The sequence below is a fragment of the Streptomyces sp. NPDC043861 genome (assembly GCF_056435905.1).
Genome location: NZ_JBWKDP010000001.1, coordinates 58,344 through 73,659 on the forward strand (window position 1 = coordinate 58,344; position 15,316 = coordinate 73,659).

The 15,316-nt window shown below is 70.8% G+C and carries 10 protein-coding genes and 1 pseudogene; 7 read left to right on the top strand and 4 right to left on the bottom strand.

The features are described 5' to 3' along the window. Positions 1-24: 24 nt before the first annotated feature. On the top strand, positions 25-1,050 hold the full coding sequence (gene argF, locus AC068D_RS00205; protein ID WP_478820636.1) for an ornithine carbamoyltransferase: 1,026 nt from the start codon (positions 25-27) through the stop codon (positions 1,048-1,050). Positions 1,051-1,222: 172 nt separating this feature from the next. Further along, positions 1,223-2,677 (top strand): amino acid permease, encoded by a 1,455-nt coding sequence (locus tag AC068D_RS00210; RefSeq protein WP_478820637.1) that lies wholly within the window; start codon positions 1,223-1,225, stop codon positions 2,675-2,677. Here the strand turns inward: AC068D_RS00210 and AC068D_RS00215 are convergent. After that, positions 2,601-3,143, bottom strand: coding sequence for an ATP-binding protein (locus AC068D_RS00215; protein ID WP_478820638.1), 543 nt, complete (start codon positions 3,141-3,143; stop codon positions 2,601-2,603). The two genes, AC068D_RS00210 and AC068D_RS00215, sit on opposite strands and share 77 nt — an antisense overlap. 447 nt (positions 3,144-3,590) lie before the next feature. Here AC068D_RS00215 and AC068D_RS00220 point away from each other — a divergent pair, with 447 nt between their 5' ends. Beyond that, positions 3,591-4,418, top strand: coding sequence for an enoyl-CoA hydratase family protein (locus tag AC068D_RS00220; RefSeq protein WP_478820639.1), 828 nt, complete (start codon positions 3,591-3,593; stop codon positions 4,416-4,418). After that, positions 4,403-6,706 (top strand): annotated as a pseudogene (locus AC068D_RS00225) (bifunctional salicylyl-CoA 5-hydroxylase/oxidoreductase); the annotation flags it as partial. The gene AC068D_RS00220 and the pseudogene AC068D_RS00225, both read left to right, overlap by 16 nt. Before the next feature lie 130 nt (positions 6,707-6,836). On the opposite strand, the gene AC068D_RS00230 reads toward AC068D_RS00225, so the two are convergent. Further along, positions 6,837-7,652: a PaaX family transcriptional regulator gene (locus AC068D_RS00230; protein WP_478820640.1), complete on the bottom strand. Its 816-nt coding sequence runs from the start codon at positions 7,650-7,652 to the stop codon at positions 6,837-6,839. A 4-nt stretch (positions 7,653-7,656) separates the two neighbouring features. Continuing rightward, on the bottom strand, positions 7,657-9,276 hold the full coding sequence (locus AC068D_RS00235; RefSeq protein WP_478820641.1) for an AMP-binding protein: 1,620 nt from the start codon (positions 9,274-9,276) through the stop codon (positions 7,657-7,659). A 126-nt stretch (positions 9,277-9,402) separates the two neighbouring features. On the opposite strand from AC068D_RS00235, the gene AC068D_RS00240 reads away from it, so the two are divergent. Both AC068D_RS00240 and AC068D_RS00245 read left to right on the top strand, forming a co-directional pair. Then, entirely contained in the window at positions 9,403-10,578 is a 1,176-nt protein-coding gene (locus AC068D_RS00240) for an acyl-CoA dehydrogenase family protein (RefSeq protein ID WP_478820642.1), read from the top strand. Beyond that, a complete protein-coding gene (locus AC068D_RS00245; protein WP_478820643.1) occupies positions 10,575-10,973 on the top strand; it encodes a RidA family protein in 399 nt (132 codons plus the stop codon). The genes AC068D_RS00240 and AC068D_RS00245 overlap by 4 nt, the downstream gene beginning before the upstream one ends. Before the next feature lie 304 nt (positions 10,974-11,277). Here the strand turns inward: AC068D_RS00245 and AC068D_RS00250 are convergent, their stop codons facing one another. Continuing rightward, positions 11,278-12,657 carry an aminopeptidase P family protein gene (locus AC068D_RS00250; RefSeq protein ID WP_478821365.1) on the bottom strand — a complete coding sequence of 460 codons (1,380 nt, stop codon included), beginning with the start codon at positions 12,655-12,657 and terminating at the stop codon, positions 11,278-11,280. Between the two features lie 226 nt (positions 12,658-12,883). Here AC068D_RS00250 and AC068D_RS00255 point away from each other — a divergent pair, with 226 nt between their 5' ends. Then, positions 12,884-15,265, top strand: coding sequence for a collagenase (locus AC068D_RS00255; RefSeq protein ID WP_478820644.1), 2,382 nt, complete (start codon positions 12,884-12,886; stop codon positions 15,263-15,265). Positions 15,266-15,316: the final 51 nt, after the last annotated feature.

Consider the following 15,316-nt stretch of genomic DNA (forward strand, 5'->3'; position numbering starts at 1 on the left):
GTTCGCGACCCAGGAGCAGCCACCATGGCGACACCACTCGAAGGCCGCCACTTCCTCAAGGAGCTCGACTTCACCGCCGAGGAGTTCCTCGGCCTCGTCGAGCTGGCCGCCGAGCTCAAGGCCGCCAAACGTGCAGGCACGGAGGTCCAGCGGCTGCGCGGCAAGAACATTGCGCTGATCTTCGAGAAGACCTCGACGCGCACGCGCTGTGCCTTCGAGGTCGCCGCCGCCGACCAGGGTGCGTCGACGACCTGTCTGGATCCCTCCGGCTCCCAGATGGGTCACAAGGAGTCGGTCAAGGACACCGCCCGTGTGCTCGGGCGGATGTACGACGGAATCGAGTTCCGCGGGGACAGCCAGGAGACCGTCGAGGAACTCGCCGCGCATGCCGGCGTGCCGGTCTTCAACGGTCTGACGAACGACTGGCACCCCACCCAGATGCTCGCCGACGTGTTCACGATGACCGAGCACTGCGCCAAGAGCATCGACGGTGACGGGATCGCCCTCGCCTATCTCGGCGATGCCCGCTTCAACATGGGCAACTCCTACCTCGTCACCGGCGCACTGCTCGGCATGGACGTACGCATCGTCGCCCCCAGGGCCTACTGGCCCGCGGGGGACGTCGTCGACCAGGCGCACCGGCTGGCCGAGTCCAGCGGCGCCACGCTCACCCTCACCGAGGACATCGCCGAGGGCGTCCGGGGTGCCGACTTCGTCGCCACCGACGTATGGGTCTCCATGGGGGAGCCCAAGGAGGTGTGGGACGAGCGGATCAAGGCCCTCGCCCCGTATGCGGTGACCATGGACGTGCTGCGCGCCACCGGCAACGCGAACATCAAGTTCCTGCACTGCCTGCCGGCGTTCCACGACCTCGGCACCGAGGTCGGGCGGGGCATTCACGCGAGCCACGGCCTGACCGAGCTCGAGGTCACCGACGAGGTGTTCGAGTCCCCGTACTCGGTCGTATTCGACCAGGCGGAGAACCGGATGCACACCATCAAGGCCGTACTGGTCGCCACACTGGCGGGCAGCCCGCAGCCGAACGGATAGCTATACGGGAATTTGCGGGGTCATGCGGCATTCGGGTTACCATCTCCCCGATGATCGCCAGACCGGTGGGGTCCGGGCTCACAAAGCCCGGACCCCATTCTGCTGCGACGCCCCCGCTCACTGCTGCACCAACCTTGCAGCGCCCCGCACCACCCTGAAAGCGAACCACCCCATGCGCATCAAAAGCCCCGCCCAACTAGTCGCCGAATCCGGCGCCGACCGCGAGGGGCACGGCCTCAAGCGCACCATGGGGCTCTTCCAGCTCGTCTGCTTCGGCGTCGGCGCGATCGTCGGCACCGGCATCTTCGTCGGCCTGTCCGACAGCGTCGCCGAGGCGGGCCCCGCGGTCGTCGTCTCCTTCGCCCTCGCCGCGGTCACCTGCATCTTCACCGCCTTCTCGTTCGCCGAGCTGGGCAGCGCGATCCCGGTGTCCGGATCCTCGTACTCCTTCGCCTACGCCACCCTCGGCGAACGCGTCGCCTTCCTCACCGGCTGGTGCCTGCTGCTGGAATACGGCGTGTCCGTCTCCGCGGTCTCCGTCGGCTGGGGCCAGTACCTCAACGAACTGCTCGACAGCCTCACCGGACACCAGCTGCCCGCCGCGCTCTCCAGCCCGCCCGGCGACGGCGGCATCGTCAACATCCCGGCCGTCGTCGTGATGCTGCTCGCCGCGACGCTGCTGGTCCGCGGTATCCGGGAGTCCGCGCGTGCCACCGCGGCGATGGCCGTGATCAAGCTGGCCGTCCTGGTCCTGTTCTGCGCGGTCGCGTTCACGGCGTACCGCTCGGGCAACCTGTCGCCGTTCGCCCCGCAGGAGCTCATGGGCATCACCTCCGGTGCCTCGCTCGCCTTCTTCTCCTACATCGGCTTCGACGCGATCACCACGGCCGGCGAAGAGGTCAAGAACCCGCGCCGCAACATCCCGCTCGCGATCATGATCTGCATCGGTGTCGTCACCCTGCTCTACTGCACCGTCGCGCTCGCCGCCATCGGTGCCATGTCCGCCGACGACGTCGCCGACAAGCCGGCCGCCCTCTCCTTGATCGTCGACAAGGTCACCGGCTCGGCCGTCGGCGGCGGGATCATCGCCTTCGGCGCCGTCGTCGCCATCGCCTCCGTCGTCCTCGCCGTGATGTACGGACAGACCCGGATCCTGATGTCGATGTCACGCGACGGGCTGTTCCCGCGGGTCTTCCAGAAGGTCTCCCCGCGCACCTCCACCCCGGTCGCCAACACCTGGATCGTCGCCGCCGTCTTCGCCGTCCCGGCGGCCGTCGTGCCCCTCGACGTCGTGATGAACCTGACGACCATCGGCACCCTCGCCGTCATGGCCGTGGTCAACGTCGCCGTGATCGCGCTGCGCCGCCGCCACCCGGACACCACGTCGTCGTTCCGGGTGCCGCTCTTCCCGGTCAGCCCCGTCCTCGGCGTGCTCTTCTGCCTGTATCTGATGTGGGGAACGGGCTGGACGACATGGGTCCAGTTCGCGGTGTTCCTCGTCGCCGGTGCGCTCGTGTACGCGCTGTACGGGCGACGTAACTCGCGGCTCGCTACGACCGCGCCCCCGGCGAGCGCGGAGCAGGCACCCCGGGAACGGCAGCCGGAGCCGGAACCGCAGGAAGCGTGAACCAGACCGCCTTGCCGTGAGACGTGGGGCGGTGCCCACAGGCCGAGCTCAGGGCGCGGATGAGCAGCAGTCCGCGCCCGTGCTCCTGCCACGGGTCGGGCACGAAGTCCGCCGGCGGGCGGGTCAGGTCCCCCGGCGGTGCAGGGTCGTGATCGTGCACCTCGACCTGGCAGCCCGTCGGCAGGAGCTCCACGACCAGCTGGATCGGCTCGTCGCCCCTGGTGTGCTCCACCGCGTTCGCGACGAGCTCGGCCGTGAGCAGCTCCGCCGTGTCGCTGTCGGCCCGTGCCTCGAGCTCGGCGAACGCCCTGCGGATCAGGGCGCGCGCCAGGGGCACGGCCTCTGTGGTGTGGGGCAGCGCGAGCCGCCAGGCGGTGATCGTCGCGGCCGCCTCGGTGGCGGGGGCGTTGCGCAAGGCGGATTCCGTTCGCGGTGCTCCGTGCTTTCTGGTATCGGGGGCAACCATACGAAACGGAAATAGGCGATCAAGAGCCCCCCGCCCGTCCGGACGGGGACCTGTGGCCCACCTGATACGCGACCTTTGCCGACCCGCGACCGTGTGACGGTCCGTCGGCCGCCACGCAGCCATCCTGCGCATCCTCCGACGCCCCCGGGCCGGCCCTCCCACACCTCCGGAAGCGCCCTCCGGTGGCCCGCCCCGGCGGGCCGCCCGGCCCTCGCCCGCCGTCCGCCCAGGCCGCTCCGGCCCCGTCGCCCCGCGCATGAGACCCGCCCGACCGGCTGCTCCGCCGTGGCCGCGGCACCGTCCGTGCTCCCGCCACCAATCCGTCGCGCCGACCGCTCCCCATCTGCATATCGCCTCGTTCATATCGCGCTCTCGTGACGAGAGTCACGCAGAAGTGATAGCTTCGTGGGGCAGACTCCGGTCACCAGCCCGAGGGAGGCCGCGTCCATGAGCCCCTTTCCCAGCTCGGCGCCCCGTACCGAACAATGGCGCCATCTCCGCCTGACCAGGCAGGACGGCGTCGCCACCGTCACCCTCGACCGGCCCGAGAAACTCAACGCGCTCACCTTCGGCGCCTACGCCGACCTGCGCGACCTGCTGGCCGAACTGTCCCGGGAACGGTCCGTGCGCGCCCTCGTCCTCGGCGGCGAAGGGCGCGGCTTCTGCTCCGGCGGCGATGTCGACGAGATCATCGGCGCCACCCTCTCCATGGACACCGCCCAGCTCCTCGACTTCAACCGGATGACCGGACAGGTCGTACGAGCCCTGCGCGAATGCCCCTTCCCGGTGATCGCCGCCCTGCACGGCGTCGCCGCCGGCGCGGGCGCCGTCCTCGCCCTCGCCGCGGACTTCCGTATCGCCGACCCGACAGCCCGCTTCTCCTTCCTCTTCACCAAGGTCGGACTCTCCGGCGGCGACATGGGCGCTGCCTATCTGCTGCCGCGCGTCGTCGGCCTCGGCCACGCGACACGGCTCCTCATGCTCGGCGAACCGATCCGAGCCGTCGAGGCCGAACGGATCGGACTGATCAGCGAGCTCACCGCGGAGGGCGAGGCGGACAAGACGGCCGCGGCCCTCGCCCGACGCCTCGCCGACGGCCCCGCCCTCGCCCACGCCCAGACCAAGGCGCTGCTCACCGCCGAGCTGGACATGCCGCTCGCCGCCGCCGTCGAACTGGACGCCGCGACCCAGGCCCTGCTGATGAACGGCGAGGACTACGCCGAGTTCCACGCCGCCTTCACCGAGAAACGACCCCCGAAATGGCAAGGGCGCTGACCATGGACCCGGCCCGGCCCGCACTGCGCGTCGCCGTCATCGGCGGCGGCCCCGGCGGCCTGTACGCGGCCGCGCTGCTCAAGCGGCTCGACCCCGCCCGGGAGATCACGCTCTGGGAGCGGAACGGCCCGGACGACACCTTCGGCTTCGGCGTCGTCCTGTCCGACGAGACCCTCGGCGGCATCGAACACGCCGACCCCGCCGTCTACCGGGCGCTCCAGGACGAGTTCGTCCGCTGGGACGACATCGACATCGTCCACCGCGGCCACACCCTCACCTCGGGCGGACACGGCTTCGCCGCACTCGGCAGGCGCCGGCTCCTGGAGATCCTCCACGACCGGTGCGCCACGCTCGGCGTACAGTTGCGGCTGCGCACCGAAGCCCCACCGGCGGCCGAACTCGCCGCCACCCACGACCTCGTCATCGCCGCCGACGGTGTGCACAGCACCACCCGCAACGCCCACGCCGACGTCTTCACGCCCCGCATCACCACCCACCGCTGCCGGTACATCTGGCTCGCCGCCGACTTCGCCTTCGACGCGTTCCGCTTCGAGATCGCCGAGACCGAACACGGAGTGATGCAACTCCACGGCTACCCCTACTCACCCGACGCGTCGACCGTCATCGTCGAAATGCGCGAGGAGGTCTGGAGGGCCGCAGGGCTCGACGAATGCGACGAACAGCAATCCGCCGAGCGCTGCGCCAAGGTCTTCGCCGATGCGCTCGGCGGCCGCCCGCTGCGCGGCAACAACTCCGCCTGGACCGCATTCCGCACCGTCGTCAACGACCACTGGTCGCACGGCAACACCGTGCTCCTCGGCGACGCCGCCCACACCGCCCACTTCTCCATCGGCTCCGGCACCAAACTCGCCGTCGAGGACGCACTGGCCCTCGCCGCCTGCATCGAGGAACAGCCCACCCTCCCCGACGCACTCGCCGCCTACGAAGCCGAGCGCCGGCCCGTCGTCGAATCGACACAGCGGGCGGCAGCCGCCAGCCTGCGCTGGTTCGAGGAACTCGACACCTGTCTCGACCAGCCACCACGCCAGTTCGCGTTCAACCTCCTCACCCGCAGCCGCCGCGTCACCCACGACAACCTGCGGCTGCGCGACCCCGCCTTCACCGAATCCGTCGAAAAGGACTTCGGCTGCCCGCCGGACACCCCGCCGATGTTCACCCCCTTCAGTCTGCGCGGGCTGACCCTGCGCAATCGCGTCGTCGTCTCACCCATGGACATGTACTCCGCCGAGGACGGCGTCCCCGGAGACTTCCACCTCGTCCACCTCGGCGCCCGGGCACTCGGCGGAGCCGGCCTCGTCATGACCGAGATGGTCTGCGTCAGCGCCGAAGGCCGCATCACCCCCGGCTGCACCGGCCTCTACACCGACGAACAGGCCGCCTCCTGGCGCCGCATCACCGACTTCGTCCACACCCGCTCACCCGGGACCGCCATCGGCGTCCAACTCGGCCACTCCGGGCGCAAGGGCTCCACCCGCCTCATGTGGGAGGACATGGACGCCCCACTCCCCGACGGCAACTGGCCACTCGTCGCCGCCTCACCCCTCCCGTACCGGCCCGGCGTCAACCAGGTCCCCCACCAGCTCGACCGAGCCGGACTCACCACGATCCGCGAACAGTTCACCGCCGCCGCGCACCGCGCCGCACACAGCGGATTCGACCTGCTCGAACTCCACTGCGCCCACGGCTATCTGCTCTCCGGCTTCCTGTCCCCGCTCACCAACCAGCGCACCGACGCCTACGGCGGCTCCCTCGCGGCACGTATGCGCTACCCGCTCGAAGTCTTCGACGCCGTCCGCTCCGTGTGGCCCGACGACCGGCCGATGACCGTCCGGATCTCCGCCACCGACTGGGCGCCCGGCGGCACCACCGCCGAGGACGCCGTGGAGATCGCCCGGGCCTTCGCCGCACACGGCGCCGACGCCATCGACGTCTCCACCGGACAGGTCGTGACCGGCGAACGCCCCGAGTACGGGCGCTCCTACCAGACCCCCTACGCCGACCGGATCCGCAACGCCCTCCGCATCCCCGTCATCGCCGTCGGCGCCATCTCCTCCTGGGACGACGTCAACTCCCTGCTCCTCGCGGGCCGCGCCGACCTCTGCGCCCTGGGCCGGCCCCACCTCTACGACCCCCACTGGACGCTGCACGCCGCCGCCGACCAGACATACACCGGCACCGCCGCGCCCTGGCCACTGCCCTACGGAGCCGGCAGCCGCAAACCCCCCACCGGCCGCACCGACGCACCCAAGCCCCGCCTCACGCTCACCCGGCCCCGAAGCACCGGGGACACCGAACGCACCGGCGGCACCGAACGCACCGGCGACGCCGGTGTCGTTGCCACCGGGGGCGCAGCCACCTGAATCCGCGCCCCCGGCCCGCGACGGACCCGCCCGGCGCTCAGGCCCCGCCCCCGTACACGAACTCCGCCCCCGCGTCCCGCAGCCGCTTGTGCAGCCCTGCGAACACCGCCGCCGAACCACCGCCGGGCCAGCCGTCCGGCAACAGCTCCTCCGGCAGGCCGGGGTCGGCATACGGCAGACGCCGCCACGAGTCCAGCGCCAGCAGATAGTCGCGGTACGCCTCCTCCGGCGGGGTGTCGCCGCGGGACTCCCACAACCGCAGTACCGGCCCGTGCACATCCAGGAAGTCCTCGTGCCGCTTGGCCACAGCCGACAGATCCCACCAGCGCGCCGCCGCCTCCGCCGTCGCGGAGAAGCCCAGGTGCTCCGCCCGGAAGAGATCCACGTACGGGTCGAGCTGCAGACGGCGCAGCGTGTGACGGGTCTCCTCGTGGAAGCGGGCAGGGGCGATCCACACACCGGGCGCCGCCGTGCCGAACCCCAGGCCGGCGAGCCGGGAACGGAGCACATGCCGCTTGTGCCTCTCGGCCTCCGGAACGGAGAACACCGCGAGCACCCAGCCGTCGGAGAGCTTCGGCGCCGCATGACCGTAGATGCGCTCGTCGCCGTCGTCGAGGAGCTGCCGGGCGTCCCCCGACAGCGCGTAACCGGCCGCGCCGCCCACCGTGCGCTCGGCGACGAGCAGCCCACGCCGCTTGAGCCGCGAGACCGAGGAACGCACCGACGGTGCGTCCACGCCGAGCGCACCCAGCAGACGGATCAGCTCCGCCACCGCGAGGGAACCCGCGGTCTCGCGTCCGTACGCGCCGTACAGGGTGATGATCAGGGAACGGGGGGTGTGCTGCTCGACCACGTGATCACTCTAGGGCCCTCAGCCGGAAGCGCTGCAGTTTGCCCGTGGGCGTCCGCGGCAGCGCATCCAGGAAGACGATCACTCGCGGGCATTTGTACGGCACCAGACGTGCCGTGACGAAGGAGCGCAGCGCATCGGCCGTACCGTCCCCGCGCTCCACGCCCTCACGCAGCACGACATATGCCGCCACGACCTGGCCACGCAGCACATCCGGACGGCCCACCACCGCCGCCTCCACCACATCCGGGTGACCCAGCAGGGCGTCCTCGACCTCCGGCCCGGGGACGTTGTAGCCCGCCGAGATGATCATGTCATCGGCGCGGGCGACATACCGGAACCACCCGTCCGGCTCACGCACATAGGTGTCGCCCGTGAGGTTCCACCCGTCCCGCACATACTCGCGCTGCCGCGGATCCGACAGATACCGGCACCCCACCGGCCCACGCACCGCCAGCAGGCCCGGCTCGCCGTCCGGAACCGGAAGGCCCGTCGCCGCATCCACGACCCGCGCCTCCCAGCCGGGCACCGGAACCCCGGTCGTGCCCGGACGGATGTCCTCGTCCGCGGCCGAGATGAAGATGTGCAGCAACTCCGTGGCGCCGATGCCATTGATGATCCGCAACCCCGTCCGGTCGTGCCACGCACGCCAGGTCGCCGCCGGCAGGTTCTCCCCGGCCGACACACAGCGCCGCAACGACGAAACGTCGTGCCCGGCCAGCTCGTCCAGCATCAGCCGATAGGCCGTCGGCGCCGTGAACAGCACCGAGACCCGATGCTCGGCGATCGCGGGCAGCAACTGCCGCGGACCCGCCTGCTCCAGCAGCAGCGACGACGCACCCGCACGCATCGGGAAGATCACCAACCCGCCGAGCCCGAACGTGAACCCGAGCGGCGGGCTCCCCGCGAAGACGTCGTCCGGCGTGGGCCGCAGGACCTGCGCCGAGAAGGTGTCCGCGACGGCCAGCACATCCCGGTGGAAGTGCATGCACCCCTTCGGCCGCCCCGTCGTCCCGCTCGTGAACGCGATCAGCGCCACATCGTCCGCCGCGGTCTCCACGGCGGAGTACGAGGCCGGCTTGCCGGCCGCCAGCTGCAGCAGATCGTCCGGCGCGTCCCCGCCGTACGCCGTGATCCGCAGGCCCGGCACCTCAGCCTTCACCAGCGCATCGACCGCGCGGACATCGCACAGCGCATGCCCCACCCGCGCGATGTCGCACATCGTGGCGAGCTCCTGCGACCGCTGCTGGGCCAGAACGGTGACGGCAACCCCGCCCGCCTTCATCACCGCCAGCCAGCAGGCAGCCAGCCACGGTGTGGTCGGCCCGCGCAGCAGCACCCGGTTGCCGGGCACCACACCGAGGTCATCCGTCAGGACATGCGCGATCCGGTCCACCTGTCCGCGCAGCTCGTCGTACGTCCAGACGGCGCCGGTCGTGCCGTCGCGGAAGACGGCACGGCCGCCCCCGTACCGCTCGATCGTCGCGTCCAGCAGCTCCGCCCCGCAATTCAGTCGCCCGGGACGGCGCAGCCCGGGCGCGTCGAGAAGAAGTCGCGGCCACTGCTCCCCGGGCGGGAGATGCTCGCGCGCAAAAGTGTCGCGGTGGGCCGAAGGTGTCAGCTCCATGTTCGCCCCCTTGTCGAGGTGGGGTCGCGCATCGAGCGTATCGTGAAGGTGACGACAGTCAACGGTCCGCGATACGGTGCTTTTCCGGGGGTCGTCCCGGCCCCGGCCGCAGGAAGTGGGGCTCGGATGTCCGTATTCTCGCTCGAACCGGCACAAACCGCCTGGTGCGCGGAGCTGCGCACCCTCGCCGCCGAACAACTGCGCCCCCTCGCGGCGAAGGGAGAACCGGGTCGGGTCAACCGGGCCCTCCTCGCCGCCCTCGGGGAACTGGGGCTGCTGAAAAGACTGTTCGCCGACACGAGCGCCCTCGATCTGTGCCTTCTGCGGGAATCGCTCGCCCACGGCTGCACCGAGGCGGAAACCGCTCTGGCCCTCCAGGGCCTCGGCACCTACCCGGTCGTCCAGGCGGGCACCCCGCCGCAGCGGGAGCACTGGCTCCCCGAGGTCGCCGCCGGCCGCGCCGTCGCCGCCTTCGCACTCAGCGAGCCGGACGCGGGGTCCGACGCCGCAGCCCTCGCACTCCGCGCCGAACCGCACGGCGACGGCTGGCGGCTCACCGGCAGCAAGTGCTGGATCTCCAACGCACCCGAAGCGGACCTCTACACCGTCTTCGCCCGTACGGGTGAGGCGCCCGGTGCCCGCGGCGTCACCGCCTTCCTCGTCCCCGCCGACCGCCCCGGACTCACCGGCCACGCACTGGAGATGCTCTCCCCGCACCCGATCGGCACACTCGCCTTCGACGGCGTGCCCGTCACCCGCGCCGACGTCATCGGCGAGCCGGGCAACGGCTTCCGCGTCGCCATGAACACACTCAACCTGTTCCGTCCGAGCGTCGGCGCCTTCGCCGTCGGCATGGCACAGGCCGCACTCGACGCCACCCTCGCACACACCTCGCACCGCACCGCCTTCGGCGGCCCGCTGAAGAGCCTCCAGGCCGTCTCCCACCAGGCCGCCGAGATGGCGACCCGGACGGAGGCGGCGAGGCTGCTCGTCTACGCGGCGGCGTGCGCGTACGACTCCGGCGCGCCGGACGTACCGCAGCGCTCGGCCATGGCGAAACTGTTCGCGACCGAGACCGCGCAGTACGTCGTGGACGCCTCCGTGCAACTGCACGGCGCACGCGCTCTCCAACGAGGGCATCTGCTCGAACACCTCTACCGGGAGGTCCGCGCCCCACGGATCTACGAAGGCGCCAGCGAGGTCCAGCGAAGCATCATCGCCAAGGAGCTCTACACGCGGTCCGCCGCCCTTCACGACGCCCGGGCCGGCACGGAAACCCACGCCCGGAAGGACGCCCGATGAGCCTCGAACGCATCAACCCGCCCGAACTCTCCCCACCCAGCGGCTTCTCGCACGCCGTGGCGGCCACCGGCTCACGGCTGGTCCTGCTGGCCGGCCAGACCTCCCTCGACAGGGACGGCAAGGTCGTCGGAGCAGGGCTCGTCGAGCAGTTCGAGACCGCGCTCTCCAACCTCCTCGCCGCCCTCGCCGCAGCAGGCGGCACGCCTCACGACCTCGCCCGTGTCACCGTCTACGCGACCGATGTCGCCGACTACCGTGCCCACGCACACGAACTGGGCCGCGTCTGGCACCGGCTCGCCGGGCGCGACTACCCGGCGATGGCGGTCATCGGGGCCGTACGGCTGTGGGACGAGCAGGCACTGGTCGAACTGGACGGGATCGCCGTACTGCCGTGACCGGCCGGGGCGTCGCCCGAGGGGCCGCCCGGCCGGATCGGCCCCGCACGAAGCCGGGGCGGAACACCGGGCAGTCCGTCGCCGTCGCCGCCGCGCTCGCGCCCACCCCGGACGCGCCCGCGCCACGCACACCGAACCACCCCGACAGCCCGGCCGCTTCGCGGGGCTCGAGGGCCGGTGGGAACGGTGGCCCGGGGCCGCCGGACGGACCCCGGTGAACACCTCACCCTTCACCGCACCGCGGCAGCCCTGCGGACCACCGGAGGAGCCGCGCCCGTCGCCCCGTACGCATCGGGCCCCGCGCTCAGCCGTCCAGAAGCGCACCCATCCACTCCTCGACGGCGTCCGGCGTCCGCGGCAACGCCCCCGACATCAGGCGCGCGCCGTCCGCGGTGACCACCAGATCGTCCTCGATCCGCACACCGACACCGCGCAGCTCCGCCGGCAGGGTCTCGTCGTCGGGCTGGAGATAGAGACCCGGTTCGACGGTGAGGACCTGCCCCTCCTCCAGCACCCCGTCGAGATACGCCTCCGCACGGGCCTTGGCACAGTCGTGCACATCGAGGCCGAGCATATGGCCGCTGCTGCAGAGGGTGTAGCGCCGGTGGAGTTCACCGTCGGCGTTCTTCAGCACGCCCCACTCGGCCAGTCCGTCGGCGATCACCCGCATACAGGCACGGTGGAAGTCACGGAAGCGGGCACCCGGCCTGAGCGCAGCCATGCCCGCCTCCTGGGCGGCCAGGACGAGCTCGTACACCTGCCGCTGCACCGATGAGAAGCGTCCGGACAGCGGCAGGGTACGGGTGATGTCGGCGGTGTAGAGCGTGTCGGTCTCCACGCCCGCGTCGAGCAGCAGCAGTTCGGAGGGGTCGAGGCGGCCGTCGTTGCGTATCCAGTGCAGCACACAGGCATGGGCACCGGACGCGGCGATCGTCTCGTAGCCGGTCCCGTTGCCCTCCAGCCTGGCACGCAGCCCGAAGACGCCCTCGATCCAGCGTTCACCACGGGGGTGGGCGAGGGCGCGCGGCAGGGCCCGTACGACATCCTCGAAACCGGCGGCGGTGTGATCGACCGCGAGCTGCAACTGCCCGATCTCCCAGGCGTCCTTCACCAGGCGCAGCTCCGAGAGGACCCTGGCGAGTTCGGTGTCGGACGTGACGTCGCGGCCCGGTGGCAACCGGTCGAGCCGGTCCAGATGCGCGCATCGTACGCCGGTCAGCCGCTCGGCCTCGGCGAGATCGGGACGGCGACCCACCCAGAACTCGCCGTAGCGGCGGTCCCGGTAGAACTCCTCGTCGCCACCGGTGCCGCGGGGCGATCTCGGCCGCAGATACAGCACGGGCTCATGGCCGGCCGGCCCCGTGGGTTCCAGGACGAGGACATGACCGGGCTGGTCCTCGCCGGTCAGCCCGGTCAGCCAGGCATACGCGCTGTGGGGGCGGAAGCGGTGGTCGCAGTCGTTGGAGCGGACCCTCAACTCGCCCGCGGGAACCAGCAGTCGCTCACCGGGAAAGCGGGCGGAGAGGCGGGCACGACGAGCCGGGGTGACGGCATGGGCAGGGACGCGGACATCCGCGGGCAGGGGAGTGGCCGCCCAACCGGTGCGCATGAACGCCGCCAGTTCCGGTGAAACCGGCAGGTCATGACTGCCGGTGCTGAGCCCGGCCGGACCGGGCGGGGGCATGTCCCCTGGCAGGTGCTGGAGCGTGCGCTGAGGTGCGGGGGTCTCGGTCATCCGGGCTCCCTGGTAACGGACTTGGGCCGAAGTCTTGTCAGTGCAATTTCACATTACTATGTTACGGGTCACATCGCGCAGTGCTCGGTTCGGCCAATCCCCTTGTGCACCACGGCGCTTCGCGATCACCGCACCGCTGTCACACCTCCCACTCACCTCCCACACAGGAGCACCGGTGTCCCAGCCCAGATCCGTGCTGCCCGGAAACATCCGCAAGCCCCTGCTCGCAGGAGCCGTCGCCGTCACTCTGCTCGCCACCCTCGGACAGACCGCCCGTGCGACAGGAGCGGAGCAGCCCCCCACCGCAGCACCGGCCCCCGCCACCCTCACCGCCAGGCCGGGGCCGGCCTCCCCGCCGTCCCCGGACCACGGAGAGAACCCCTTCGACGAGGTCGACCGCCTGGCCCGGGCCCCCAAGCAGACCGCCCGACCCGCCTTTGCCCCCGGCGGCCTGACGGAAGGTCGTACCCCCGGCAGACAGGGACCCAGGAAGAGCGACCCCAAGCACAACGCCGCCCTGCGTGCAGCCGGAGTCCCCTGCACCCTGGACGGTGTCACCCGCCTCGGCCCGGAACAGCTCGCCGACTTCCTCGCAGACCCGGCAGTCACCGCCGACGGCTGCCTCAGCGGCCTCATCTGGACCTGGGACGCCCGGCTCGTGCCCATCATGTCGGACGCCCATGTCCAGGCCGTCGGCCGCCGGATCTCCTCGCTCGCCGCCCGCCACGACGGCCGGAACGGCACCCATCTGCTGGAGATGTTCACCTATCTCCACGCCGTCGCGTACCACGACTTCTCACGCCCCGAGATAGACATCACCGACGTCCCGACGACCGAGATACTGCGGCGGGCCGTCAACGACTTCGGCAGCGCGGCCCGCACCTTCCAGGTCACCAGGACCAACGCCGAGACCCTGCGCGAGGCGCTCTACACCGCCAGCGCACCCGGCCTGCGGCACAGCCAGCTCGGCCTCATCAAGAAGGTCCTGGCCACGATGGACCGGTACCATGCGGGCCAGTACGACAACGCCTCCTGGGGCGGCGCGGCCCTCGCCGCGCTCTCCGTCAACTACCTGGGCATCTACCCGGGCAACCGGGACACCGCGTTCCACAACGTGGTCACCCGGAACCCCTCCTACCGGGCCGCCTTCAGAGCCTTCGCCGGCCACACCCACCTCAAGGGCACCGTCAACGAGTGGGTCGTGCGCGACGCACTGAGCGAATACGGCCGCTTCGGCCAGGTCGACGCACTCAAGACGCAGATCGTGCCCGATCTCGGCGCCCTGCTCACCACCACCCGCACCAACTTCGGCCACGGCAGTCGCCCCTGGGCGTCGGTCGTCTCCTGGCTCGGCTTCTACGAGGCATGCAAGCCCTACGGCGTCTGCAAGGAGGACATCGAGAAGCAGATCTTCCCGAACACCTACACCTACGACAACGGGGCCATCAAGGTCCGCACCGCCCTCGACCGTGCCACCGTCGACCAGCTCTACTACGCGAGCAAGCAGGTCAAGGCGCAGTTCCACCGGGTCCTCGGGGCCGAACAGCCCCTCACGGGAGACACCAACACCTCGCTCAACATCGTGCTGTACGCCTCACGCGCCGACTACGAGATCTACCACCCCCTGCTCACCGGCATGGGCACCGAGAACGGCGGCATCTACATCGAGCGCGGAGCCACCTTCTACACCTACCAGCGCCGGGTCCCCCAGGACTCCTCGCTCACCCTCGAAGAGCTCTTCCGGCACGAGTACGTGCACTACCTCAACGGCCGTTGGGCCGTGCCCGGTTACTTCGGGGAAGGCCCCTGGTACAGCGACGACCGCACGACCGCGATGGACGAGGGAACGGCCGAGTTCTTCGACGGCTCGACGCGCGACAACGGCATCGCGGTCCGCAAGTCCCTGGTCCGGGGAATCATCAACGACACCTCCGGCGGCAAGCCCCGGATGACCGTCAACCAGCTCCTGCACGCCACGTACGACGGCGACGGATTCCGCTTCTACAACTACGCCGGAACCTTCTTCGAATTCCTGTGGACCGAGCGGCCCTCGCTGCTCCGCGAGATGTACGGCCATCTGCGTGCCGACGACCCGGCGGCCTTCGACGCCTGGCGCAACCGGCTGGGCACGGACCAGGCCCTGCAACGCGCGTACGACGGCTTCCTGGACACCCAGATCGCCAAGGTCGACGAGCTCTTCGTGCCCAACACGACCTACACGCCCAACGGGCAGCTCAAGGACGCCTCGGTCACGGCCGTCCGCTCGTCCTTCGCCGCCGCCACCCACGCCGACCCGGTCTGCGAGGAGAACGGCGATCCCGGCAAGCGGCGCTTCACCTGCACCGGGAGGATCACCGCCAACCTCGCCGACGCAACCAGCCCCGACCTCGTCTTCAAGGACATGTCCGAGACGGTCGACTACTTCATCCTCGACCGGGCCGGAGCCGCGTCCAACAACCTCGCCGACATGAACTGTTCCTTCGGCGCGGTCGAGATCTGGTCCAACGGCCGTGCAGGCAGCTCGACTTATCGCTGCGAGGGCCCGCTGCGCAGCTGACGGTGTTCCGCGTGGTCCCCTTCCCCGGCATGAAGCAATGTGACATATTAC